The following is a 23,715-nucleotide window of genomic DNA, read 5'->3' on the forward strand; positions in this document are numbered from 1 at the left end:
ATTATCTCAATACTCCGGCTTGTTTGGCAACTGATTAAATCACCGCGTCGGGCGCATAAGGTAATAAGACGTAAGTCCAACTCAAATCGGTACTCCTTGTATGCTAATTCATGCCCCACGTCAAACATCTGCAACAAACTGAATGCAAAATCATTGCGGGGATCGTTACCCGTCAGCGAATACCGACCAGACGTGGTGTAATAAACACCACTAGCTCGCGCCGTTCATTATCCTTCCCATCGTGGCGAAAAAGCTGCCCAAGCCAGGGGATTTTCCCCAGCCCCGGCACGCTGTCGCTGCCGGTTTTGTTCTTCTGCGAAAAAATTCCGCCCAACGCCAGCGTTTCTCCACTTTTTACCTCCACCTGGGTTTCTATCTCCTGTTTGTCGATCGCCAGCGTTTCGCCGTCCGCCTGCTGCAGAACCTGTCCCGGCATATTTTCACTGATGTGCAATTTCAGGCGCACGCGCCCTCCCGGTAAGACCACCGGCGTGACCTCCATCCCTAATACCGCCTCTTTAAACTCAACGGAGGTTGCCCCGCTTTCACCGCTTGAGACCTGATACGGTATTTCACTCCCCTGCTTGATGCTGGCCGGTTGCATATGCGAGGCCAGCAGCCGCGGGCTGGCGATGATATCGACCTGCTGTTTTTGCTCCAGCGCAGAAAGCTCCAGATCCAGCAGCCGACCATTGATCCGTCCGATGTTAAAACCCACGTGGCTGGTGGCGCTGGCGACGGAAAGATCGCTACCAAGCGTGGTGAGCTGGCCAACCTTGCCCGCGTCGGCGGCGTCGGCGAGATTCCATTTCACCCCTAGCTCACGCAGGCTTTTTTCATTAATGGTCACAATATGCGCCGCCAGCTCGACCTGTTCGACGGGTATATCCATCTGAGCGGCCCAGCGCTGCAGCGTCTCCACCACCGTCTGGTTATCGCGAATCAGCAGCCGGTTGGTGCGTTTGTCGAGAGACAAACTTCCCTTTGGGCTCAGGAGTTTTTCCGCGTCTTTTTGCAGCTCTCCGGCATCGGCATAGGAGAAAGCGAGGCTGTGAGAAACCAGCGGTGCCTCAAGCTGTCGACGCGTTCGCTCCTGTTCTGAGCGCTCCTGCTGTTCACGCTGCCAGGCCGCGGTATGAACATAAAAAATGCCGCCCTCCTCTCGCAAAACGAGGCCAGCGCTGGTGACAACCGTCTGTAACGCTTGCCGCCAGGGGACGCGCGTCAGGTTGAGCGAAAGCGAGCCGCCGACGTCAGGCGATATCACCAGATTTCGATTCTCCTGTGCGACCAGGCTCTGCAGCACCTGGACTACAGGCACGTCATCCACCACCAGCGTGACCGGTTTTGGCGCGGCGGCCCACAGCGGATGGCTGAACGCCAGCAGCCACAGCATTATCCGTAAATTCATTCTTATCCGTTCCTTCTCGTTGCCACGTCCATGTTCCTGGTTCACATGTGTCACCCACATCAACAACCAGTTCCGTTTCATTGATAGCTGTTATCGTCCAGCCCGCCGGGAAGCGCTCATGCGTTTTCAGCCGGTACCAGCGCTTTTGCCCATCCTGTAAAATGCCGATAGCCTGCTCTCCTCCCACCATGCCGCGATAGCGCCACTGCGCCAGCTCGCCAATGGCACAAGGATCGTCCGGCGGGCGAAACGGATCGCGCATGCCGGTCAATAGCAGCGCTGAGCAAACCAGCAAATATCGCGCGCTATTTCGCATGTTCCAGCTCCAGCCGCAGGCGCAACGCTGTACCTTGTGGTGCAATCGCGAAAGCGGCGATCTGCACATCCCGCTGCGCCAGCCGGGAAAAAAGCGCCGGGAGAGCCTGCCACTCCACCTCCAGCATCAGTTCCCCTCCGTTTTGCAGCGGCTTCCAGTGAACCAGCGTCGCGTTATCACCCTGAAAATCGAGCGGGGAAAACGGCGTCAGCTCGCGTACTTCCGTTGTTTCCGTACGAAACGGCACCTTTCTGACGGCAGGCCATAACGCCGCGTTCGTCCTCGCGTCCTGAATCAGCTGTCGCTGTCGTTCAGCACACTGCCTGTCCAGCGGTCTGAGCAAGGTACCCCACGCGGCCAGTCCTGCCAGGAGGCTCCCCAGACACCACAAAAGCACCCGATACCAGGGACGGCTTTCGCACCAGCGTTCTAACAGGGTATCCATGCGTTACCCCTCGCTTTTAAGATGGAGGGTGAACATCCAGCGCCCCTGGCTGTCCTGCCGAAGCTCACCCGCCGTTCCGGGCGTAAAACCCGCTATTTGGCCCAGCGCATCGCGCAGAGCAGACAGGGCTGGCAGGGTTATGGCATACCCGGTCAACATCAGAGCAGGAGGCTGATAGCGAAGCTCTGTCAGCCAGACCTGTGAAGGAGTGGCGCGGGAAAGGGATTCCAGCACCGGTTGCCATGCGCGTTGTTGACGTGTCTGCGCTGGCTTCTGCGCCTGTGAGGCGAGTTTCTGCCGGGAGGCAAGCGCGTGCTGCACGGTCTGCATTCCCGTCAGCTCCGTTTGCAGCGCGTGCAGCCTCATAACAGGGTTTATCCGCAGGCAGAAAATGATCGCGAACATCAACAGCACGGTGCCGACACACATTGCCCCCCAGAAACGCAGGCATCGTGCGCGCCGCTGCTGTCGCCAGGGCAGAAAGTTCATGAGGCTCATCCGGGCACCTCGCTCATGGCCATCGCCAGCGCAACGGTATAATCAGCGCCGCAGTCCGGTAGCGGGGCCTGGCAGCGCTCCAGGATTTCCCACGGATCACGTCGGCTATCAAACAGCGCGATGTCATCCGGACCAAGCGCCAGCAGCGCCGCCAGCTCGGCCACGCTTTCGGCTTCTGTCGTAAAGCGGCGTCCCCACTGGTGGCGCATCGCCCACAGCCACTGCCGGTCGTCGCGCCAGGCGACGCACGTCGCTGGCGCCACCGCAGGAAGAAGATTCGCCAGCGCGCTGGCATCCGGCGTAATGGCCACCAGCCGCAAACGCAGCGTTTTCGCCAGCGCCAGTAGGGTATCAACCTCGTTGTTTTGCGCGGCGGTCACGTGAAAGGTATTGCTGAAGGTATCCTGCGCGTAATCGAAACAGAGCGTATCGGCAGACATCTCCAGTTCGCGCGCGAGCGCCGCGCCAAGCCATGAGAGCTGCTCGCTGTCACGCAGCGCAACAGTCGGGCGGGGGAGCGTCCGTTGCAGAGTGCGTGCTGCCGGGAAAGAGAGGAACACCCGATGGTAGTGCGGCAGCGTTTTGCGCCAGTCGCGTAACGCATCAACCAGCTGTTCTGGCTGACAAATTTTGCCGTCACGAATGATGCCCTCGTCCAGAGGAATCGCCCACCAGCGGCGCAAGCACCAGCCCGACTCCTCCCGGGCCAAGGCGACGATCTGCACCCTATCCTGTTGAATATGAACGCCCGTTTGCCATGTTTTGAAAGCCATGCTTCACGATCTCCTTATCGCCCGTCGTCTTGACGGCTATATCAATGAATCAGGCTTGCCTTTATACTACCGCGCGATTGTTTAGAAACTGCCCAAGTGAAACCAAATGGGAAATCTCCGGTGAAGTTCGTAAAGTATTTATTCATCCTTGCAGTCTGTTGCATTCTGCTGGGAGCAGGCTCGATTTACGGTTTATACAAATATATTGAGCCACAGCTACCTGATGTCGCCACGCTTCGCGATGTGCGCCTCCAGATCCCGATGCAAGTCTATAGCGCCGATGGCGAGCTGATGGCGCAGTATGGCGAGAAGCGTCGTATTCCGCTGACCTTAAACCAAATCCCCCCCGTGATGGTGAAAGCCTTTATCGCCACGGAGGACAGCCGTTTTTACGAGCACCACGGTGTCGATCCGGTGGGGATTTTCCGTGCCGCGAGCATTGCGTTGTTCTCTGGTCACGCCTCTCAGGGGGCAAGTACCATCACGCAGCAGCTGGCGCGTAACTTCTTCCTCAGCCCTGAAAAGACGCTGATACGTAAGATCAAAGAGGTGTTCCTCGCGATCCGTATTGAGCAGCTGCTGAGCAAAGACGAAATCCTTGAGCTGTACCTCAACAAAATCTACCTGGGTTACCGCGCCTATGGCGTGGGGGCTGCCGCACAGGTGTACTTCGGTAAGCCTGTTGAGCAGCTCACCTTAAGCGAAATGGCAACCATCGCCGGTCTGCCGAAAGCGCCGTCCACCTTTAACCCGCTCTACTCGCTCGATCGCGCCACCGCGCGCCGTAACGTCGTTTTGTCACGTATGCTGAGCGAAGGCTACATCAGCCAGAGCGAGTACGACCAGGCGCGTAACGATGTCATTGACGCTAACTACCACGCCCCTGAGATCGCCTTCGCGTCCCCTTACCTGACCGAAATGGTTCGCCAGGAGATGGTGAATCGCTATGGTGACAAGGCCTACGAAGATGGCTATCGCGTGTACACCACCGTCACCCGTAAGGTCCAGCAGGCGGCTCAGGAAGCGGTGCGGAACAACGTGATGGACTACGATATGCGTCACGGCTATCGCGGCCCGTCAAACGTGCTCTGGAAAGTGGGCGAAAGCGCGTGGGACAGCAAAAAAATCACCAGTACGCTGAAGGCGCTGCCAACCTATGGTCCGCTCCTTCCTGCCGTGGTAACGCAGGCCGATCCTCAGGAAGCCGTTGCGACGCTCGCGGACGGTACCTCCGTCTCCCTGCGTATGGACGGTATCCGCTGGGCGCGTCCTTACCGCTCGGATACGCTGCAGGGCGCAACGCCGCGTAAAGTGACCGATGCCGTCCAGACCGGGCAGCAAATCTGGGTGCGCAAGGTAGGCGAATCCTGGTGGCTGGCGCAGGTGCCGGACGTCAACTCGGCCCTGGTCTCTATCAATCCACAGAACGGTGCCATCCTGGCCCTGGTCGGCGGGTTTGATTTCAACCAGAGCAAATTTAACCGCGCCACTCAGGCGCTGCGTCAGGTCGGTTCCAATATCAAACCGTTCCTCTACACGGCAGCGATGGATAAGGGGTTGACCCTCGCCAGCATCCTTAACGACGTGCCAATCTCCCGCTGGGATGCCGGTGCCGGTTCCGACTGGCAGCCGAAGAACTCTCCTGCGGAGTATGCCGGCCCAATTCGTCTCCGTCAGGGCCTGGGACAGTCGAAAAACGTGGTGATGGTGCGCGCCATGCGCGCAATGGGCGTCGACTATGCCGCAGAGTATCTGCAGCGCTTCGGTTTCCCGGCGCAGAACATCGTTCGCACCGAGTCGCTGGCGTTAGGCTCCGCCTCGTTTACGCCGCTTCAGGTCGCACGCGGGTACTCGGTGATGGCCAACGGCGGCTTCCTGATTGACCCGTACTTCATCAGCAAGATCGAGAACGATCAGGGCGGCGTGCTGTTCGAAGCGAAGCCGAAAATTGCCTGCCCTGACTGCGATATTCCGGTGATTTATGGCAATACGCCGAAATCCGAGGTGCTTGAGAATAAGGACATGGAAGACCCTGTCGTGTCTCAGGAGCAGCAGAACGGCGTCGTGCCGCAGCCGCAGCTTGAGCAGGCTAACCAGTCTCTGGTGGCACAGACCGGCGCGCCGGAGTATGCCCCGCACGTGATCAACACGCCGCTGTCGTTCCTGATCAAAAGCGCGCTGAACACCAACATCTTCGGTGAACCGGGCTGGCAGGGCACAGGCTGGCGCGCAGGGCGCGATTTGCAGCGCCATGATATCGGCGGTAAAACGGGGACAACCAACAGCTCGAAAGATGCCTGGTTCTCCGGCTACGGCCCGGGCGTGGTGACGTCGGTCTGGATCGGTTTCGACGATCACCGCCGTGACTTAGGTCGTACAACGGCCTCCGGCGCGATTAAGGATCAAATTTCCGGCTACGAAGGCGGTGCGAAGAGCGCGCAGCCGGCCTGGGACGCCTACATGAAGTCCGTTCTTGAAGGCGTGCCGGAGCAGCCGTTAACGCCACCGCCAGGCGTGGTGACGGTTAATATCGACCGCAGCACGGGTCAGCTCGCCAACGGCGGTAATAGTCGCGAAGAGTATTTCATCGAGGGCACGCAGCCAACCACGCAGGCGGTGCACGAGGTGGGGACAGAGATTATTGATAACGGCGAGACGCACGAGCTGTTCTGACAACAAAGCAAAACGGCAACCTCTGGTTGCCGTTTTTGTGTTTGCTCTCTCTCCCGTGGGAGAGGGTTGGGGTGAGGGCATCAGGCCACTACAGTCGCCCCTGCCCCTTCAACCACTCCCGTACCAGGAACAGCGCGCTCACGTTGCGAGCCTCATTAAAGTCAGGGTCTTCAAGCAGATCCATCAGGTGCGCTAGCGGCCAGCGAACCTGCGGCAGCGGCTCCGGCTCATCCCCTTCCAGCGATTCAGGATAGAGATCTTCAGCCACCACGATATTCATTTTGCTGGAAAAATAGGACGGCGCCATGCTTAGCTTTTTCAGGAATGAAAGCTCATTCGCACCGAAGCCGACCTCTTCTTTCAGCTCGCGGTTTGCCGCTTCAAAGACGGTTTCACCCGGGTCGATAAGCCCTTTCGAGAACCCAAGCTCGTAAGATTCCGTTCCCACAGCGTATTCGCGGATCAAAATCAGATGATCGTCGACAATGGGAACAATCATCACCGCTTCGCGCGAAGAGGGGCGCATACGTTCATAAACGCGACGCACACCGTTGCTGAACTCCAGGTCCACACTTTCGACATTAAACAGGCGCGATTTGGCGACAGTTTCAACATTCAGAATGGTGGGTTTTTGTAATGGTTTGCTCATCTTGATGGGTCTTAGCAGTGAGAACTGGCGTTATTGTGCGATATGCCGCACGGTTTCGGCAATGTCAATCGTTCTTTATTTACATTTGTGCAACGTATCAGGGATCAATCCTCAATTCAAAACAAATGTCAAGAGGTTGAAATGTTTCCAGGAATTTGCTGATATCGCGCCATAACAGGCTTTGCTATCATCACCGGTCACTGGGATGCGCTTCAGAATGCTCAAGTTCGACTCCATACTTGCCGATAGCCAGCCACAGACTCTCATTCAATGTAAAGGTGCTACTGACTACACCTGTAAGAAGATAAGTAAGATGGGGAAAGCATGAGCACCATTTTGATTGTTCTCGCTGCTATGCTGGCCGGCGCGTTGGTTGCAGGGTGGTTGTACAGGCGCCGCGTACAGCGCCGTTATCGTCTGCCCTTTTTAAACGCATTTGCGGGTGCGAGCACGCGTAAACTCACGCAGGACGAGCGCGATGCGGTTGAAAACTATCTCGAAATCCTGAACCGTACTCAGTTAACGCCTGGGCCAACGGGAGCCACCGCTGCGCCCGTCGCGCTAAAGCTTAATGCGCAAAGTGATACCGTGCTCTGCGTGACGCGCTCCATCACGCGCTATGGCATCACCACTGATGACCCCAACAAATGGCGCTATTACCTTGATTCCGTCGAAGTGCATCTGCCCCCGTCCTGGGAGCAATACATTAATGACGAAAACAGCGTTGAGCTGATTCACACCGATTCGTTGCCTCTGGTAATCACGCTTAACGGCCATACGCTGAATGAATACCTTCAGGAAGCCCCGCGTTTTGCGCTGGAACGCGCGAGTTCAACGCAGGCGTCCATTCGTGGCGAAGAGACAGAGCAGATCGAACTGCTGAACATTCGCCAGGAAACGCATGAAGAGTACGCCCTGAGCCGCCCGGACGGCATCCGTGAAGCCATTCTGATCGTTGCTGCCTTCCTGCTCTTTTTCATCTGCCTGCTGACGCCGGATGTGTTTGTCCCCTGGCTGGCTGGCGGCGCGGTGCTGCTGCTGGCCGGCGGGCTTTGGGGTCTCTTTGCTCCACCGGCTAAAACCTCGTTGCGCGAGATCCACTGCCTGCGCGGTACCCCAAAGCGCTGGGGCCTGTTCGGTGAAAACGATCAGGAGCATCTCAACAATATTTCGCTCGGTATTATCGACCTGATCTACCCGCGCCACTGGCAGCCGTGGATCGCACAGGATTTAGGGCAGAAAACCGATATTGATATCTACCTTGACCGCCACGTTGTGCGTCAGGGGCGCTTCCTGTCTCTGCATGATGAAGTGAAAAATTTCCCGCTTCAGCACTGGCTACGCAGTACGGTCATTGCCGGCGGCGCCGCGCTGGTCTTAGCCATGCTGCTGCTTTTCGTGCCGCTGGATATGCCCATTAAATTCACCCTGTCATGGATCAAAGGGGCGCAAACCATTGAAGCGACAAGCGTCAACAAACTGGATGAAGCCGGTGTACGCGTGGGGGACACGCTGCGCCTGAAGGGAACCGGGATGTGTAATATTCACACCCCGGGGGCGTGGAACACGCGTCAGAGCTCGCCGTTCATGCCGTTCGACTGTTCGCAAATTATCTGGAACGACGTGCCGCCGCTGCCGCTGCCGGAATCCGAAGTGGTGAATAAGGCCACGGCTCTCACCCAGACGGTTAACCGCCAGCTGCACCCGAAACCGGACGATGATTCGCGCGTCAGCCCCGCGCTGCGCTCGGCCATTCAGAAATCAGGCATGGTTCTGCTGGATGATTTTGGTGACATCGTCCTGAAAACGCAGGATTTATGCTCCTCTCAGGATGAGTGCATACGCCTTAAAAACGCCCTGGTAAACCTGGGGAACAGCAAAGACTGGGACTCGCTGGTAAAACGCGCCGAAGCGGGACGACTGGATGGCGTTAACGTGCTGCTGCGTCCGGTGAGCGCGGAATCGCTGGATAACCTGGTCGCCACCTCGACGTCGCCGTTCATGATGCGCGAGACCACCCGCGCGGCTCAGGCGCTGAACAGCCCGGCGCCGGGCGGCTTTGTGATAGCAAGCGATGAAGGCAGCGACCTTGTCGATCAGCCCTACCCGCAGGTTGCGCTTTATGACTACCCGGCGCAGGAGCAGTGGAGCCAGTTCCAGCGCCTGGCGCAGATGCTGATGCAAACGCCGTTCAGCGCCGAAGGGATTGTTACGAGTATTTATACCGACGCCAACGGCACTCGCCATATCGGCCTGCACCGGATGCCGGATAGCGCAGGCTTGTGGCGTTACATCGGCACCTCTCTGCTGATGACCGCGATGCTGATCGCCATTTTCTGGAACGGCTTTATGGCCCTGCGCCGCTACCAGCGCTCGCGCACCCGGCTTGCCGACATTCAGCAGTATTATGAAAACTGCCTCAATCCAAAGCTGATCCCCTCGTCTGAGAGCCTGATCTGATAACGTCGTTGCGCGGCAAGATGTGCTACCCTGTCGCGCACGTTTCTTCTGGCTGGAGTTCCCCCTTATGCATCTTGATATCGCCTGGCAGGAGGTAGATACCGTTCTGCTGGATATGGACGGCACGCTGCTCGATCTCGCCTTTGATAACTATTTCTGGCAAACGCTGGTTCCTGAAACCTATGGCGAGCAGCAGGGGATCTCCCCGGCAGAAGCGCAGGCATTCATTCGTTCGCAATATAGTGCGGTGCAACATACGCTAAACTGGTACTGTCTTGACTACTGGAGCGAGCGCCTCGGTCTGGATATTTGTGCCATGACCACCGCCCAGGGCCCGCGCGCCGTTCTGCGCGAGGATACCGTGCCCTTTCTGGATGCGCTGAAAGCGAGCGGCAAGCGCCGTATTTTGTTGACCAACGCGCATCCACATAATCTGGCGGTGAAGCTGGAGCATACAGGTCTGGCGTCGCACCTTGATTTATTACTTTCCACCCACACATTTGGTTATCCGAAAGAGGATCAGCGGTTGTGGCATGCGGTAAGGGAAGAGACGGGTTTGCAGCCAGAACGTACGTTGTTCATTGATGACAGCGAGCCCATTCTGGATTCCGCGGCAAGGTTTGGCATTCGCTACTGTCTGGGCGTGACCAATCCTGACTCTGGCCTGGCTGAAAAAAGCTATCTGCGCCACCCTGGACTGAACGACTATCGCCAGATGATCCCCTCACTGATCGTGAAGGAGACGCCATGAAAGAAAAACCCTCTGACGGGGTAAGACTGGATAAATGGCTGTGGGCAGCGCGTTTTTATAAAACTCGCGCCCTCGCCCGCGAGATGGTTGACGGCGGAAAAGTGCATTACAACGGCCAGCGCAGCAAACCGAGCAAGCTGGTTGAGCTGAATGCCACCTTAACGCTGCGGCAGGGCAACGATGAACGTACGGTGTTGATTAAAGCCATTACCGAACAGCGTCGACCTGCAGCGGAAGCCGTACTGCTTTATGAAGAGACGGCGGAGAGCATTGAAAAGCGCGAGAAGACCGCGCTGGCGCGCAAAATGAACGCGCTGACGATGCCCCACCCGGACCGGCGACCGGATAAAAAAGAGCGTCGCGATCTGATGAAATTTAAACACGGTGAGACTGATTAACCTCACCCGCACGAGAGATGAAAATGGCCCAACACGACCAATTACACCGCTATCTGTTTGAACAATTCGCCGTGCGCGGCGAGCTGGTCACCGTATCCGAAACCTGGAAACAGATTCTGGAAAACCACAACTACCCGCTGCCGGTGAAGACCCTGTTGGGCGAACTGCTGGTTGCCACCAGCCTGCTGACGGCGACGCTGAAGTTTGCCGGTGATATCACCGTGCAGCTGCAGGGTGACGGCCCGATGACGCTGGCGGTGATCAACGGCAATAACCAGCAGCAGATGCGCGGCGTGGCGCGCGTTCAGGGCGACGTGCCTGAAAATGCAGACCTCAAAACGCTGGTGGGTAATGGCTACCTGGTGATCACCATCTCCCCTGAGGAAGGTGAGCGCTATCAGGGCGTGGTGGGTCTGGAAGGCGATACCCTGGCAGCCTGCCTGGAAGATTACTTCATGCGTTCTGAACAGCTGCCGACGCGTCTCTTCATCCGCACCGGTGAAGTGGGCGGTCAGCCTGCTGCGGGCGGTATGCTGCTGCAGGTTCTGCCTGCGCAGGACGCACAGACCAATGACTTTGAGCACCTGGCGACGCTGACCGAAACCATCAAAGCGGAAGAGCTGTTCAACCTGTCGGCGACCGACGTACTGTGGCGTCTGTACCACGAAGAAGAAGTGACGGTTTACGATCCGCAGTCCGTGGAATTTAAGTGCACCTGCTCACGCGAGCGCTGTGCTGGCGCGCTGAAAACCCTGCCGGATGAAGAGATCGACAGCATCATGGCGGAAGACGGCGAAATCGATATGCACTGTGACTACTGCGGTACGCACTACGTGTTCAATTCGATGGATATCGCTGAGATCCGCAATAACGCCTCCCCGGCGGATCCGCAGGTTCACTAAACCTCTTTCCCCGCACCCTAACCCTCTCCCCAAAGGGGAGAGGGAACTTAAACCCCCTCTCCCCTTTGGGGTGTACGGTCCGGGGTGAGGGGTAAAAAACTCCCCCAAGCTGAATCGTTTTCCTTATGTAACTCTTACGTAATTTTCTTACGTGTATGCGATTACATTCACATTCTTTCCGATAAAATCACCACTCTTTAACCTTTTCAGAACATTTTCCCCAACCAAAAAGCGATTCCTGCGATAATCCGCCTGCGCTGTGACTGGAGTCGCAGCGTTTTCCGTTAGTAAGGGTTTTGTCCAGATGCGTAAATCTATGAGCCCCGTCGCGGTTAACAACCTCAGAAAAACCCTACAATTTCAGGCAGTACATATTGGCTAAGGAGCAGTGATATGCGTGTTACTGGTTTAACCCCGCAAGATCTCAAGGCTTATGGTATTCACGACGTCCAGGAAATCGTCTACAACCCCGACTACGATACGCTGTATCAGGAAGAGCTCAATCCAGCACTGGAAGGATACGAGCGTGGTGTGTTGACGAATCTTGGTGCTATCGCCGTCGATACCGGTATTTTTACCGGTCGTTCGCCGAAAGATAAGTATATCGTCCGAGACGAAACCACCCGCGATACGCTGTGGTGGGCTGACAAGGGCAAAGGGAAGAACGACAACAAACCGCTCTCCCCGGAAACCTGGCAGCACCTGAAAGGGCTCGTCACCCATCAACTTTCCGGCAAGCGTCTGTTCATTGTCGACGCTTTCTGCGGCGCTAACGCCGATACCCGTCTCTCCGTGCGTTTTATCACTGAAGTGGCCTGGCAGGCGCATTTCGTGAAAAACATGTTTATTCGTCCAACCGACGAAGAGCTGCAGGATTTCACCCCGGATTTCATCGTGATGAACGGTGCGAAATGCACGAACCCACAGTGGAAAGAGCAGGGTCTGAACTCCGAAAACTTTGTGGCCTTCAACCTGACCGAGCGTATCCAGTTGATCGGCGGTACCTGGTACGGCGGCGAAATGAAGAAAGGGATGTTCTCGGTCATGAACTACTTGCTGCCGCTGCGGGGCATCGCCTCCATGCACTGCTCGGCTAACGTCGGTGAAAAAGGCGACGTGGCGGTATTCTTCGGCCTGTCCGGCACCGGGAAAACCACCCTGTCCACCGATCCAAAACGTCGCCTGATTGGCGATGACGAACACGGCTGGGATGACGACGGCGTGTTCAACTTTGAAGGCGGCTGCTACGCGAAGACCATTCGCCTGTCCGAAGAGGCCGAGCCGGATATCTTCCACGCGATCCGTCGCGATGCGCTGCTGGAAAACGTCACCGTGCGTGCCGACGGCTCCATCGACTTCGACGATGCGTCGAAAACGGAAAACACCCGCGTCTCTTACCCGATCTACCACATCGACAATATCGTGAAGCCGGTGTCAAAAGCGGGTCATGCCACGAAGGTCATTTTCCTGACGGCGGATGCGTTCGGCGTGCTGCCTCCGGTGTCTCGCCTGACGGCCAGCCAGACGCAGTACCACTTCCTCTCCGGTTTTACCGCCAAGCTGGCGGGTACCGAGCGTGGCGTGACGGAGCCAACCCCAACCTTCTCCGCCTGCTTCGGCGCGGCCTTCCTGTCGCTGCACCCGACGCAGTACGCTGAAGTGCTGGTGAAACGCATGCAGGCATCCGGCGCGCAGGCATACCTGGTGAACACCGGCTGGAACGGTACCGGCAAACGTATCTCCATCAAAGATACCCGCGCGATTATCGACGCCATTCTGGATGGTTCTCTGGACGACGCCGAAACCTTTACGCTGCCGATGTTTGACCTGGCGATCCCAACGTCGCTGCCGGGTGTGGATACGCATATCCTCGACCCGCGCAACACGTACGGTTCTCCGGAGCAGTGGCGCGAGAAAGCGGAATCGCTGGCGAAGCTGTTTATCGAGAACTTCGAGAAGTATACCGATACCCCGGCGGGCGAAGCGCTGGTGAGCGCGGGTCCGAAGCTGTAGTCCTTCTCCCTCTCCCCGTGGGAGAGGGCCGGGGTGAGGGCATCAGGCCGCAGAGACCGCATTCTTGTCGGGTGGCGGCTTCGCCTTACCCGACCTACAAAAAAGGGTGGCAATTGCCACCCTTTTTTAACCCTCTTTCACCTGCCCCCGCGTCACCGGGACCGGCAGCCAGGCGCGAATGCTCAGTCCACCCCGCTCGCTGGTGCCAATCTCCAGCAGTCCGTTGTGGTTATCGATAATACGCTGAACAATCGCCAGGCCTAAGCCCGTGCCGCTGGTGCTGCGCGCGCTGTCGCCGCGCACAAACGGCTGGAACAGATGCTTACGCTGCTCGGGCTTGATGCCCGGACCGTCGTCTTCCACCTGGAACCAGGCGCGGTTGAGTTCAGACCCGCTGCTGACTTTAATCCAGCCATTGCCGTAGCGCGCCGCGTTGACCACCATATTCGCCACTGCACGTTTGATGGAGAGCGGGTGCATGCGTACCTGAATTTCACCCGCCTGCAGGTCGGTATCAATCTCGCGCTCGTAGCCGCTTTCCGCCGCCACCACTTCGCCCAGCACCGCGTTCAGATCCGCCATCTCCATCGGCATCTCCTGCCCGGTGCGCAGGTAGTCGATAAACTGCTCGATGATGGCGTTACACTCTTCGATATCCTTGTTAATGGACTCGGCGAGATAACCGTCCTCTTCCCCCATCATCTCCGTCGCCAGACGAATACGCGTTAGCGGCGTGCGCAGGTCATGGCTTACACCTGCCATCAGCAGCGTACGGTCATCCGCCAGCTGCTTCACGCCTGCCGCCATATGGTTAAACGCGCGCGTCACCGAACGGACTTCCGAGGCGCCATACTCGCGCAGCGGAGGTGGAATAATCCCTTTACCGACCTGCAGCGCAGCGTGCTCCAGGTCGACCAGCGGTCGGTTCTGTATACGGATAAATAGCCACGCGCCGCCTATCGCCAGCAGCATAATCGCCAGGGTGTAGCGGAACAGCGGCGAGAAGTCGCCCTGATGGATTTCGGTCAGCGGAACGCGCACCCAGATATTGGGTGACAGCCAGGTTTTCAGCCAGACGACGGGCGAGCTTTTGTTGACCTCAACGCGCACTTCCGTTGGGCCGCCCAGCTGCTGCGCCATCTGCTGGCTGAGGAATTCGTAGTGCTGCGCCCAGCGCAGGCCAGCGTCTTCCGCCGCTTCGTTGGAGTAGAGCGAAATGCCCAGCTCACGGTAGATTTCACGGCGAAACGCCGGGGGAACGACGAGCTGCGTGCCGTCCTCCAGCTGCAGTTTGTCGGTCATCAGCATACGGACTTCGTAGGCCAGGACCTTATTAAACTGCTGGAGGCTCGGCAGGATCGCAAAGTTCAGCACCACCAGATAGGTCGTCACCAGGCTGACGAACAGCAGGGTGACGATCAGCAACAGGGTGCGGGCAAACGAGCTACGCGGCGAGAAGCGCATTCGCCTCATGCTTTAGAGCCGTCCGGGACGAACACGTAGCCCAGACCCCATACGGTCTGAATATAACGAGGATGCGCAGGATCTTCTTCCACCATGCGGCGCAGGCGGGAGATCTGCACGTCAATGGAGCGTTCCATTGCGGAGTATTCGCGACCGCGCGCTAGGTTCATCAGCTTGTCGCGGGAAAGCGGTTCACGCGGGTGGCTGACCAGCGCTTTCAGGACCGCAAACTCGCCGCTGGTGAGCGGCATTGGCTCGTCTTCACGGAACATCTCGCGCGTGCCGAGGTTCAGCTTGAACTTGCCGAAGGCAATGACGGCTTCTTCCTGAGACGGTGCCCCAGGCAGTTCGTTCGCCTGACGGCGGAGAACAGCGCGAATACGCGCCAGCAGTTCACGCGGGTTAAACGGTTTTGGAATGTAGTCATCCGCGCCGATTTCGAGGCCGACGATACGGTCAACTTCCTCACCCTTCGCCGTCACCATGATGATCGGCATCGGGTTGCTCTGGCTGCGCAGACGGCGGCAAATAGAAAGCCCGTCTTCGCCAGGCAGCATCAGGTCGAGAACCATCAGGTGGAAAGATTCACGGGTCAGCAGACGGTCCATCTGCTCAGCGTTCGCGACGCTACGAACCTGGAAGCCCTGCTCGGTCAGATAACGCTCCAGCAGCGCGCGCAGGCGCATGTCGTCATCCACGACCAGAATTTTGTAGTTCTCTTGCATTGTGTGTACTCCCAAAGGTTCGGATAGTCTTTGTAACAGCGTATTCTAAAAAAGTGCACGTATTCGACCAGTTAATTCTGGTATAAATTCTAGTCGAAATTGTTACAAAGCATATTTAACAGCAGCTTATCTGCTCATTTCATCACATAAATCATTATTAATCCTGTCTGTTACACTGTGCGGTACGTATTGTGCGCAAGACAGTTAACCGGCAGGCAGCAAAGGCTTTACCATGAAAACGCCCCTGATCACCCGCGAAGGGTACGAAAAGCTCAAAAAAGAGATGGATTACCTCTGGCGCGAAGAGCGTCCTGAAGTAACCAAAAAGGTGACCTGGGCGGCAAGCCTGGGCGATCGCAGCGAAAACGCTGACTACCAGTACAACAAAAAGCGGCTGCGCGAAATTGACCGCCGGGTTCGCTATCTGACGAAGTGCCTCGAGAATCTCAAAATTGTCGATTACTCCCCGCAACAGGAGGGCAAAGTGTTCTTCGGCGCGTGGGTGGAGATTGAAAACGACGATGGCGACACTCTGCGTTTTCGCATTGTCGGCTACGATGAAATTTTTGGTCGTAAGGACTACATCTCCATCGACTCCCCGATGGCTCGCGCGCTGCTGAAAAAGGAAGTGGGCGATCTGGCCGTCGTTCAGACTCCAGCCGGTGAAGCCAGCTGGTTCGTCAATGAGATCGTCTACGTAAAATAGTCCGAGAGCGCCCTCCCCGGCTGGCATTTTGCCGTGTCAGCCCGTATAACTATCCCCTGATTTTTCGACTCAACAGATGATAAAGCCATGATGAAAGATTCGCTCTGCCGCATTATTGCGGGTGATATTCAGGCCAGAGCCGAACAGGTAGAAGCTGCCGTTCGCCTGCTTGATGAAGGGAACACCGTGCCGTTTATTGCACGCTATCGTAAGGAAGTCACCGGCGGTCTGGATGACACGCAGCTGCGTAACCTGGAGACCCGTCTGGGCTATCTGCGCGAGCTGGAAGAACGTCGTCAGGCGATCCTCAAATCCATCGGCGAACAGGGCAAGCTGACCAGCGAGCTTGAAAGCGCCATTAACGGTACCCTGAGCAAAACCGAACTCGAAGATCTCTATCTGCCGTACAAACCGAAGCGCCGCACGCGCGGGCAGATTGCGATTGAAGCGGGTCTTGAGCCGCTGGCCGACCTGCTGTGGAACGAGCCGTCCCACGATCCGGAAACTGAAGCTGCCAAATTTATCGACGCCGACAAAGGCGTAGCGGACACCAAGGCCGCCCTTGACGGCGCACGCTACATTCTGATGGAGCGCTTCGCCGAAGACGCCGCCCTGCTCGCTAAAGTGCGCGATTACCTGTGGAAGAATGCCCACATCGTCTCTACCGTCGTCGCGGGTAAAGAGGAAGAAGGCGCGAAATTCCGCGACTACTTCGATCACCACGAACCGATCTCTACCGCCCCTTCACACCGCGCGCTGGCGATGTTCCGCGGCCGCAACGAAGGCGTGCTCCAGCTCTCCCTGAACGCCGACCCGCAGTTTGACGAGCCGCCGAAAGAGAGCCACTGCGAGCAGATCATTATCGACCATCTCGGCCTGCGCCTGAACAACGCCCCGGCGGACAGCTGGCGCAAAGGCGTAGTGAGCTGGACCTGGCGCATCAAGGTGCTGATGCACCTCGAAACCGAGCTGATGGGCACCGTGCGCGAGCGCGCCGAAGACGAAGCGATTAACGTCTTCGCCCGTAACCTGCACGACCTGCTGATGGCCGCCCCTGCAGGCCTGCGCGCGACTATGGGTCTCGATCCGGGTCTGCGTACCGGCGTGAAGGTCGCTGTGGTTGACGGCACCGGCAAGCTGGTGGCGACCGATACCATCTATCCGCACACCGGCCAGGCAGCGAAAGCGGCCGTCGTGGTAGCGGCGCTGTGCGAAAAATACAACGTGGAGCTGGTTGCCATCGGCAACGGTACGGCCTCACGCGAAACCGAGCGTTTCTACCTCGACGTGCAGAAGCAGTTCCCGAAAGTGACGGCACAGAAAGTGATCGTCAGCGAAGCGGGGGCATCCGTCTATTCCGCGTCCGAGCTGGCGGCCCAGGAGTTCCCGGACCTGGACGTTTCCCTGCGCGGTGCGGTTTCTATCGCACGCCGCCTGCAGGATCCGCTGGCGGAGCTGGTGAAGATCGACCCGAAATCCATCGGCGTGGGCCAGTATCAGCACGACGTGAGCCAGACTCAGCTGGCGCGCAAGCTGGATGCGGTGGTGGAAGACTGCGTAAACGCCGTCGGCGTTGACCTGAACACCGCTTCCGTTCCCCTGCTGACCCGTGTGGCGGGCTTAACCCGCATGATGGCGCAGAACATCGTCGCCTGGCGTGATGAGAACGGCCAGTTCCAGAACCGTCAGCAGCTGCTGAAGGTGAGCCGTCTGGGGCCAAAAGCCTTTGAGCAGTGTGCGGGCTTCCTGCGCATCAACCACGGCGATAACCCGCTGGATGCCTCCACCGTTCACCCGGAAGCGTACCCGGTTGTGGAGCGCATTCTGGCCGCCACCCAGCAGGCGCTGAAAGATCTTATGGGTGACAGCAGCGCCCTGCGCAACCTGAAAGCCGTTGATTTCACCGACGACAAATTTGGTGTCCCCACCGTCACCGACATCATCAAAGAGCTGGAAAAGCCGGGCCGCGATCCGCGCCCTGAGTTCAAAACGGCGACCTTTGCTGACGGCGTGGAAACCATGAACGACCTGCTGCCCGGCATGGTGCTGGAAGGCGCGGTGACCAACGTCACTAACTTTGGCGCGTTTGTGGATATCGGCGTGCATCAGGACGGTCTGGTGCATATCTCTTCCCTTGCCGACAAGTTCGTTGAAGACCCGCACACCGTGGTCAAAGCGGGCGACATCGTGAAGGTGAAAGTGCTGGAAGTCGATCTGCAGCGCAAGCGTATCGCGCTGACCATGCGTCTGGACGAGCAGCCGGGCGACACCAGCGCGCGCCGCGGCGGCAATGGCGGTGGCCGCGAGCAGCAGCGCCCGGCCGCAAAAGCGGCAAAACCGCGCGGACGTGATGCTCACCCTGCAGGCAACAGCGCGATGATGGATGCGCTGGCGGCAGCGATGGGTAAGAAACGCTAAGGTTGCAATGCCCCTCACCCTAACCCTCTTCCCAAAGGGGAGAGGGGATCGCACGGTGCGGTCTTTCCCCCTCGTCCTCATGGGTGGGGGGAATAAAATCATATCGAAATATATGAAACCGATTGCATAGCCATATTTAAACCACGAATTATCACCCCGTTAACAAATACTCCCCTTTTTGTTTTCCAGGCAATTCAGCAAATATTGAGCCAGGTCAAACAGGCCGTAAATTAATACCGTAAACAACATTCCGTCACAGTTTTAATATTGCTGATAAAAACTATTCTCATTATCATCCCATAGTAGATAATTTAACCTTTCGTGGAATCAGGCGTTATGCAATTCACTCCAGACAGTGCATGGAAGATTACCGGTTTTACCCGCGAAATTAGCCCGGCCTATCGGCAAAAGCTGCTGTCGCTGGGCATGCTGCCCGGCTCGTCATTCCAGGTCGTGCGCGTGGCGCCGCTGGGCGATCCGGTTCATATCGAAACCCGCCGCGTGAATCTGGTGCTGCGTAAGAAAGACCTCGCGTTAATAGAAGTCGAAGCCTTATCCCGATAACAAGCCAGCGGTTTCAGTGAGTCTAAAAAAATGAAAAAGTTAACTATTGGCTTAATTGGCAATCCTAATTCCGGCAAGACTACGCTTTTTAACCAGCTAACCGGAGCCCGCCAGCGCGTGGGCAACTGGGCGGGCGTGACGGTTGAGCGTAAAGAGGGCCAGTTCACGACAACGGACAACCAGGTGACGCTGGTTGACCTTCCCGGCACCTACTCCTTAACCACCATTTCGTCGCAAACCTCGCTCGATGAGCAGATTGCCTGCCACTATATTCTTGGCGGCGACGCGGACCTGCTGATCAACGTGGTCGACGCATCCAATCTCGAACGTAACCTTTATCTGACGCTGCAGCTGCTGGAGCTGGGCATCCCCTGCATCGTGGCGCTCAACATGCTCGACATTGCGGAGAAACAAAAGCTTCGTATCGACGTCGATGCCCTCTCCGCGCGCCTGGGTTGCCCGGTCGTTCCGCTGGTCTCGACGCGCGCTCGCGGTATTGATGCGCTGAAGCTGGCCATTGACCGTCACCAGGGAAATCATGACATTGAGCTGGTGCATTACGCGCAGCCTCTCCTGCGCGAAGCCAATGTGCTGGCGCAGGAGATGGACAAAAGCATGCCTGCGAAACAGCGCCTGTGGCTTGGCCTGCAGATGCTGGAAGGGGATATCTACAGCCGCGCTTACGCCGGGCATGCGGCTGATAAGCTGGACGCGACGGTGGCCCGTCTTAGCGACGAGCTGGACGACCCGGCGCTGCACATCGCCGACGCGCGTTACCAGGCCATCGCCTCGATTTGCGACGTTGTCAGTAACGCGCTGACGGCAGAGCCCAGCCGCTTTACGGCAGCGGTGGATAAGGTCGTGCTTAACCGCTTCCTCGGTTTGCCCATCTTCCTGCTGGTGATGTACGTGATGTTCCTGCTCGCCATTAACATCGGCGGCGCCCTCCAGCCTATTTTCGACGCCGGTTCCGTCGCGGTCTTCGTTCACGGAATTCAGTGGGTGGGTTACACTCTGCACTTCCCTGAATGGTTAACCATCTTCCTCGCACAGGGGATCGGCGGCGGTATCAACACCGTTCTGCCTCTGGTGCCGCAGATCGGCATGATGTATCTGTTCCTCTCGTTCCTGGAAGATTCCGGCTACATGGCGCGCGCCGCGTTCGTGATGGATCGTCTGATGCAGGCGCTGGGTCTGCCAGGTAAATCCTTCGTCCCGCTGATTGTCGGCTTCGGCTGTAACGTACCGTCGGTGATGGGCGCACGCACCCTGGATGCGCCGCGTGAACGTCTGATGACCATCATGATGGCGCCGTTTATGTCCTGCGGTGCCCGTCTGGCCATCTTTGCGGTCTTTGCCGCAGCCTTCTTTGGTCAGCAGGGCGCGCTGGCGGTCTTTTCGCTGTACGTGCTGGGCATCGTGATGGCGATCCTCACCGGTCTGATGCTGAAGCACACCATTATGCGCGGTGAAGCGTCGCCGTTTGTGATGGAGCTGCCGGTGTATCACGTGCCGCATCTGAAAAGCCTGGCGATCCAGACCTGGCAGCGCCTGAAGGGCTTTGTGCTGCGCGCCGGTAAGGTGATTGTCATCGTCAGCATTTTCCTGAGCGCGCTGAACAGCTTCACCCTCAGCGGGCAGGCGGCAGATAACATCAACGACTCTGCCCTCGCCTCCGTCAGCCGCATCATCACGCCGGTCTTCAAACCGATTGGCGTGCATGAGGATAACTGGCAGGCGACCGTCGGGCTGTTCACCGGCGCGATGGCGAAAGAGGTGGTTGTCGGCACCCTGAACACGCTTTACACCGCAGAGAACATTCAGGAACAGGAATTTAATCCGGCAGAGTTTCATCTCGGTCATGAACTGCTGGGTGCCGTAGAGGAAACCTGGCAGAGCCTGAAAGACACCTTCAGCCTGAGCGTGCTGGCGAACCCTATTGAGGCCAGCAAAGGCGACGGCGAAATGGCAACAGGTGCCATGGGCGTGATGGGCGAGAAATTTGGCAGCGCGTCCGCGGCCTACAGCTACCTCATCTTTGTTCTGCTCTACATTCCGTGCATCTCCGTGATGGGGGCGATTGCCCGCGAGTCCAGCCGCGGCTGGATGGGCTTCTCAATCCTGTGGGGGTTAAACATTGCGTACTCGCTGTCGACGCTCTTTTATCAAACCGTTAATTTCAGCCAACATCCGCGCTACAGCCTGGTCTGCATTCTCGCGGTTGTGCTGTTTAACGTGATAGTGCTCGGTTTGCTGCGGCGTGCGCGCAGCCGCGTCGACATCGACCTGCTGGCAAACCGTAAAACCGCCGCGACCTGCTGCAGCAGCCCGGCGGGCGACTGTCACTAAGGAGCAAACCATGGCATCGTTGATTCAGGTTCGTGACCTGCTGGCACTGCAAGGGCGAATGGAGGCGAAACAGCTGAGCCTCAGCCTGCATACGCCGCAGCCGATGATCGATGCCATGCTGGAAAGACTGGAAGCCATGGGGAAAGCCGTGCGGATTCAGGAAGAAGCGGACGGTTGTCTCTCCGGCAGTTGTAAAAGCTGTCCGGAAGGAAAGGCCTGCCTCAGGGAGTGGTGGACGCTGCGTTAACAAAGCCGGGCATCGCTGCCCGGCTTTATCGTATTACTTGTAGACGTCCGCCGTTGCGCGTACGTTTTTGGTCTGTTTTTCTGCACTGGTGACGACGTAGTACGTTCCGCCCAGCTCATCCGCTTTCTTCGACAGCTCTCTGCGAGCATCCATCGGCGCGGTGGTGTCAGACGTAGAAATCTCACCAATTTTCGTCAGATTCATGCTGGCAACTTTATCTTTTTCCAGCTCTTTTGCCGCAAAGACGCCAAATGACAGTGACCCAATAACCAGAGAAGTGACAATACCTGTAACAAGTTTCATAGCCTGACTCTCCATAGGATTGTTTTTTTGATTATCGTAGGCAGAACAACCGCAACGACATCTGGAGTATGGTTGCGGTGTGTTACTTTTTCCAGGCAGGATAGAAAATAATCAGTCGAAACGTTGACTTAACGCAATCAGCGCTGAACAAAATTCCGTCGGATGAGAGATAAACGGGGCATGTGCGGCTTTGGCAATAATCTGCGATTCACTCTCCGGCCAGAGTGAATCCAGCAGCGGAACCACTTTGCGCGGCACAATCCCGTCGAGATAACCGTAGATACGCAGGTGCGGCACCGTCAGCGCGGCCAGCGGCTCGCGCAGGTCAACCGTTTTCAGGAGCTCAAGTCCGCCGTTTAGCACCTCAACCTCCGGCATCGGCAGCGAAAGCACGGTCTGCTTCAGCGTTCGGGCATCCTTACGCGCGGTGTCAGTGCCCATTGTCTGCAATGCCAGGAACCGCTCTACGGTCCGCTGGAAATCTTCGCTCAGCTGCTGCTGGAAGCCCGCCAGCACGTCAGGCTTGATCCCCGGCCACTCTTCCTGCGCGCTAAAACAGGGCGATGACGCCACCGTCACCAGCGCTTTTACGCGTTCAGGCCGCGACAGCGCAATCTGGCTCGCCACCAGCCCGCCCAGGCTCCAGCCCAGCCAGACCGCGTTTTGCGGCGCAGCGTCCAGAACCTGCTGCGCCATTTCATCAAGCGACAACGCGCCATACCCGCGGCTGCGGCCAAAGCCGGGTAAATCCACCAGATGCAGCGTGAAATGCGAGGCAAGTTCCTCACGTATGCAATGCCATATCTCCGCATTCAGGCCCCATCCGTGCAGCAGCACAAGATGGCAATTTCCTGTCCCTACGGTCTGCCACCACAGCGTCTTCATCAGTTACTGTTCTCTTTTTTCACATGGAGGTTGCACATGCTAACAGTACCCGGCTTGTGCTGGCTATGCCAAATGCCGCTGGCGCTCAGCGGGTGGGGCGTCTGCTCCGTCTGCACGCGATCGCTGCAATGGCGTATCGGGATCTGTCCACAATGTGGTTTACCGGCCACGAACCCCTCGTTGCCCTGTGGCCGCTGCCTGAAAAAATCCCCGCCGTGGAGCGCGCTGGTGGCAGTGGATGATTATGTTCCGCCGCTGAACAGGCTGATCCACGCGCTGAAGTTTTCCGGGCAGAGCTCGCTGGCACAGCCCCTTGCCCGACTGCTGTTGCTGGCGGTTTTGCAGGCGCGACGTCACCGGGCACTGCCGAAAATTGACATGGTGGTGAATGTCCCTTTATACCGACGTCGGCACTGGCGGCGCGGCTATAACCAGAGTGATCTGCTCTGCCGTCCCCTCGCACGGTGGCTCGGCTGCCGGTATGAGGCCCGCACGCTGACACGCGTTCATGCCACCGCCATCCAGCATCAGCTCAGCGCACGGCTTCGCAAAAGAAACCTCAAAAATGCCTTTCGCCTTGAATTGCCGGTCGACGGTCTCCATATCGCGATTGTGGATGATGTCGTCACCACGGGCAGTACCGTTGCTGAACTTTCCCGACTGCTTTTGCGAAGCGGCGCCGCGTCGGTTCAGGTATGGTGTCTGTGCCGTACCTTGTAGCCCTTCTTCAATGGGCGTATGATTATACCCAGGTAATTTAGTCAA

General features: G+C 57.6%; 22 protein-coding genes. 12 read left to right on the top strand and 10 right to left on the bottom strand.

Going from position 1 to position 23,715, the window contains the following annotated elements; translation table 11 throughout:
• Positions 1-172: 172 nt before the first annotated feature.
• The 5 genes from hofQ to pilM are packed head-to-tail and all read right to left on the bottom strand — an operon-like array spanning position 173 to position 3,443.
• On the bottom strand, positions 173-1,396 hold the full coding sequence (gene hofQ / locus EnteroDNA1_RS12275; RefSeq protein ID WP_223862645.1) for a DNA uptake porin HofQ: 1,224 nt from the start codon (positions 1,394-1,396) through the stop codon (positions 173-175).
• Entirely contained in the window at positions 1,323-1,727 is a 405-nt protein-coding gene (locus tag EnteroDNA1_RS12280; RefSeq protein ID WP_069303371.1) for a HofP DNA utilization family protein, read from the bottom strand. The genes hofQ and EnteroDNA1_RS12280 overlap by 74 nt, the downstream gene beginning before the upstream one ends.
• Positions 1,717-2,172: a HofO family protein gene (locus EnteroDNA1_RS12285; protein WP_069303372.1), complete on the bottom strand. Its 456-nt coding sequence runs from the start codon at positions 2,170-2,172 to the stop codon at positions 1,717-1,719. The genes EnteroDNA1_RS12280 and EnteroDNA1_RS12285 overlap by 11 nt, the downstream gene beginning before the upstream one ends.
• A 3-nt stretch (positions 2,173-2,175) precedes the next feature.
• Positions 2,176-2,670, bottom strand: coding sequence for a PilN domain-containing protein (locus EnteroDNA1_RS12290; protein ID WP_069303373.1), 495 nt, complete (start codon positions 2,668-2,670; stop codon positions 2,176-2,178).
• Positions 2,667-3,443 carry a pilus assembly protein PilM gene (gene pilM / locus EnteroDNA1_RS12295; RefSeq protein WP_069303374.1) on the bottom strand — a complete coding sequence of 259 codons (777 nt, stop codon included), beginning with the start codon at positions 3,441-3,443 and terminating at the stop codon, positions 2,667-2,669. The genes EnteroDNA1_RS12290 and pilM overlap by 4 nt, the downstream gene beginning before the upstream one ends.
• A 120-nt stretch (positions 3,444-3,563) precedes the next feature.
• On the opposite strand from pilM, the gene mrcA reads away from it, so the two are divergent.
• Complete coding sequence (gene mrcA, locus EnteroDNA1_RS12300) at positions 3,564-6,116, top strand: peptidoglycan glycosyltransferase/peptidoglycan DD-transpeptidase MrcA (RefSeq protein WP_069303375.1); 2,553 nt, start codon at positions 3,564-3,566, stop codon at positions 6,114-6,116.
• Positions 6,117-6,204: 88 nt separating this feature from the next.
• Here the strand turns inward: mrcA and nudE are convergent, their stop codons facing one another.
• Positions 6,205-6,765 carry an ADP compounds hydrolase NudE gene (nudE, locus tag EnteroDNA1_RS12305; RefSeq protein ID WP_008503041.1) on the bottom strand — a complete coding sequence of 187 codons (561 nt, stop codon included), beginning with the start codon at positions 6,763-6,765 and terminating at the stop codon, positions 6,205-6,207.
• 324 nt (positions 6,766-7,089) lie between these two features.
• Here nudE and EnteroDNA1_RS12315 point away from each other — a divergent pair, with 324 nt between their 5' ends.
• The 5 genes from EnteroDNA1_RS12315 to pckA all read left to right on the top strand — a co-directional run bounded on the left by EnteroDNA1_RS12315 (position 7,090) and on the right by pckA (position 13,289).
• Entirely contained in the window at positions 7,090-9,225 is a 2,136-nt protein-coding gene (locus EnteroDNA1_RS12315) for an intracellular growth attenuator family protein (RefSeq protein WP_069303376.1), read from the top strand.
• 67 nt (positions 9,226-9,292) lie between these two features.
• The gene (gene yrfG / locus EnteroDNA1_RS12320; protein ID WP_048976270.1) at positions 9,293-9,976 is read left to right on the top strand and encodes a GMP/IMP nucleotidase; all 684 of its coding nucleotides are present in this window, start codon (positions 9,293-9,295) and stop codon (positions 9,974-9,976) included.
• Positions 9,973-10,374: a ribosome-associated heat shock protein Hsp15 gene (gene hslR, locus EnteroDNA1_RS12325; protein ID WP_069303377.1), complete on the top strand. Its 402-nt coding sequence runs from the start codon at positions 9,973-9,975 to the stop codon at positions 10,372-10,374. The genes yrfG and hslR overlap by 4 nt, the downstream gene beginning before the upstream one ends.
• A gap of 17 nt (positions 10,375-10,391) precedes the next feature.
• Entirely contained in the window at positions 10,392-11,276 is an 885-nt protein-coding gene (gene hslO, locus EnteroDNA1_RS12330; RefSeq protein WP_120785278.1) for an Hsp33 family molecular chaperone HslO, read from the top strand.
• Positions 11,277-11,669: 393 nt separating this feature from the next.
• Positions 11,670-13,289, top strand: a complete 1,620-nt coding sequence (gene pckA, locus EnteroDNA1_RS12335) for a phosphoenolpyruvate carboxykinase (ATP) (protein ID WP_047345740.1) — start codon at positions 11,670-11,672, stop codon at positions 13,287-13,289.
• A 126-nt stretch (positions 13,290-13,415) separates the two neighbouring features.
• Here pckA and envZ read toward each other — a convergent pair whose 3' ends face one another.
• On the bottom strand, positions 13,416-14,762 hold the full coding sequence (gene envZ, locus EnteroDNA1_RS12340; protein ID WP_010436407.1) for a two-component system sensor histidine kinase EnvZ: 1,347 nt from the start codon (positions 14,760-14,762) through the stop codon (positions 13,416-13,418).
• Entirely contained in the window at positions 14,759-15,478 is a 720-nt protein-coding gene (gene ompR, locus EnteroDNA1_RS12345) for an osmolarity response regulator transcription factor OmpR (RefSeq protein ID WP_001157751.1), read from the bottom strand. The genes envZ and ompR overlap by 4 nt, the downstream gene beginning before the upstream one ends.
• Positions 15,479-15,710: 232 nt before the next feature.
• Here ompR and greB point away from each other — a divergent pair, with 232 nt between their 5' ends.
• The 5 genes from greB (at position 15,711) to feoC (ending at position 21,762) form a co-directional block, all read left to right on the top strand.
• Entirely contained in the window at positions 15,711-16,184 is a 474-nt protein-coding gene (gene greB, locus EnteroDNA1_RS12350) for a transcription elongation factor GreB (RefSeq protein WP_064673702.1), read from the top strand.
• An 87-nt stretch (positions 16,185-16,271) separates the two neighbouring features.
• Positions 16,272-18,602 carry a Tex family protein gene (locus EnteroDNA1_RS12355; RefSeq protein ID WP_069303378.1) on the top strand — a complete coding sequence of 777 codons (2,331 nt, stop codon included), beginning with the start codon at positions 16,272-16,274 and terminating at the stop codon, positions 18,600-18,602.
• Between the two features lie 336 nt (positions 18,603-18,938).
• On the top strand, positions 18,939-19,166 hold the full coding sequence (gene feoA, locus EnteroDNA1_RS12360; RefSeq protein WP_008503050.1) for a ferrous iron transporter A: 228 nt from the start codon (positions 18,939-18,941) through the stop codon (positions 19,164-19,166).
• Between the two features lie 30 nt (positions 19,167-19,196).
• Complete coding sequence (gene feoB, locus EnteroDNA1_RS12365) at positions 19,197-21,515, top strand: Fe(2+) transporter permease subunit FeoB (RefSeq protein ID WP_069303379.1); 2,319 nt, start codon at positions 19,197-19,199, stop codon at positions 21,513-21,515.
• A 10-nt stretch (positions 21,516-21,525) separates the two neighbouring features.
• A complete protein-coding gene (gene feoC, locus EnteroDNA1_RS12370; RefSeq protein ID WP_048976275.1) occupies positions 21,526-21,762 on the top strand; it encodes a [Fe-S]-dependent transcriptional repressor FeoC in 237 nt (78 codons plus the stop codon).
• A gap of 33 nt (positions 21,763-21,795) precedes the next feature.
• On the opposite strand, the gene EnteroDNA1_RS12375 is transcribed toward feoC, so the two are convergent.
• Together EnteroDNA1_RS12375 and bioH are read right to left on the bottom strand one after the other, a co-directional pair.
• Positions 21,796-22,065: a YdgH/BhsA/McbA-like domain containing protein gene (locus EnteroDNA1_RS12375; protein ID WP_048976276.1), complete on the bottom strand. Its 270-nt coding sequence runs from the start codon at positions 22,063-22,065 to the stop codon at positions 21,796-21,798.
• A gap of 111 nt (positions 22,066-22,176) precedes the next feature.
• Positions 22,177-22,950, bottom strand: a complete 774-nt coding sequence (bioH, locus tag EnteroDNA1_RS12380) for a pimeloyl-ACP methyl ester esterase BioH (protein ID WP_045888430.1) — start codon at positions 22,948-22,950, stop codon at positions 22,177-22,179.
• 36 nt (positions 22,951-22,986) lie between these two features.
• Between bioH and gntX the strand changes: the two genes are divergently transcribed.
• Positions 22,987-23,670, top strand: a complete 684-nt coding sequence (gene gntX, locus EnteroDNA1_RS12385) for a DNA utilization protein GntX (RefSeq protein WP_069303380.1) — start codon at positions 22,987-22,989, stop codon at positions 23,668-23,670.
• Positions 23,671-23,715 lie beyond the last annotated feature (45 nt).

It is taken from the genome of Enterobacter sp. HK169 (genome assembly GCF_001719105.1).
Lineage (GTDB): Bacteria > Pseudomonadota > Gammaproteobacteria > Enterobacterales > Enterobacteriaceae > Enterobacter > Enterobacter asburiae_B.

Bases quoted from the DNA above. Each gene is read 5' to 3' on its own strand.
- EnteroDNA1_RS12375 (WP_048976276.1), bottom strand. From the start codon at position 22,065: ATGAAACTTGTTACAGGTATTGTCACTTCTCTGGTTATTGGGTCACTG.
- pilM (WP_069303374.1), bottom strand. From the start codon at position 3,443: ATGGCTTTCAAAACATGGCAAACGGGCGTTCATATTCAACAGGATAGG.
- EnteroDNA1_RS12285 (WP_069303372.1), bottom strand. From the start codon at position 2,172: ATGGATACCCTGTTAGAACGCTGGTGCGAAAGCCGTCCCTGGTATCGG.
- EnteroDNA1_RS12290 (WP_069303373.1), bottom strand. From the start codon at position 2,670: ATGAGCCTCATGAACTTTCTGCCCTGGCGACAGCAGCGGCGCGCACGA.
- envZ (WP_010436407.1), bottom strand. From the start codon at position 14,762: ATGAGGCGAATGCGCTTCTCGCCGCGTAGCTCGTTTGCCCGCACCCTG.
- hofQ (WP_223862645.1), bottom strand. From the start codon at position 1,396: ATGCTGTGGCTGCTGGCGTTCAGCCATCCGCTGTGGGCCGCCGCGCCA.
- ompR (WP_001157751.1), bottom strand. From the start codon at position 15,478: ATGCAAGAGAACTACAAAATTCTGGTCGTGGATGACGACATGCGCCTG.
- pckA (WP_047345740.1), top strand. From the start codon at position 11,670: ATGCGTGTTACTGGTTTAACCCCGCAAGATCTCAAGGCTTATGGTATT.
- feoC (WP_048976275.1), top strand. From the start codon at position 21,526: ATGGCATCGTTGATTCAGGTTCGTGACCTGCTGGCACTGCAAGGGCGA.
- bioH (WP_045888430.1), bottom strand. From the start codon at position 22,950: ATGAAGACGCTGTGGTGGCAGACCGTAGGGACAGGAAATTGCCATCTT.
- hslO (WP_120785278.1), top strand. From the start codon at position 10,392: ATGAAAATGGCCCAACACGACCAATTACACCGCTATCTGTTTGAACAA.
- nudE (WP_008503041.1), bottom strand. From the start codon at position 6,765: ATGAGCAAACCATTACAAAAACCCACCATTCTGAATGTTGAAACTGTC.
- EnteroDNA1_RS12315 (WP_069303376.1), top strand. From the start codon at position 7,090: ATGAGCACCATTTTGATTGTTCTCGCTGCTATGCTGGCCGGCGCGTTG.
- gntX (WP_069303380.1), top strand. From the start codon at position 22,987: ATGCTAACAGTACCCGGCTTGTGCTGGCTATGCCAAATGCCGCTGGCG.
- hslR (WP_069303377.1), top strand. From the start codon at position 9,973: ATGAAAGAAAAACCCTCTGACGGGGTAAGACTGGATAAATGGCTGTGG.
- feoA (WP_008503050.1), top strand. From the start codon at position 18,939: ATGCAATTCACTCCAGACAGTGCATGGAAGATTACCGGTTTTACCCGC.
- EnteroDNA1_RS12355 (WP_069303378.1), top strand. From the start codon at position 16,272: ATGATGAAAGATTCGCTCTGCCGCATTATTGCGGGTGATATTCAGGCC.
- EnteroDNA1_RS12280 (WP_069303371.1), bottom strand. From the start codon at position 1,727: ATGCGAAATAGCGCGCGATATTTGCTGGTTTGCTCAGCGCTGCTATTG.
- greB (WP_064673702.1), top strand. From the start codon at position 15,711: ATGAAAACGCCCCTGATCACCCGCGAAGGGTACGAAAAGCTCAAAAAA.
- yrfG (WP_048976270.1), top strand. From the start codon at position 9,293: ATGCATCTTGATATCGCCTGGCAGGAGGTAGATACCGTTCTGCTGGAT.
- feoB (WP_069303379.1), top strand. From the start codon at position 19,197: ATGAAAAAGTTAACTATTGGCTTAATTGGCAATCCTAATTCCGGCAAG.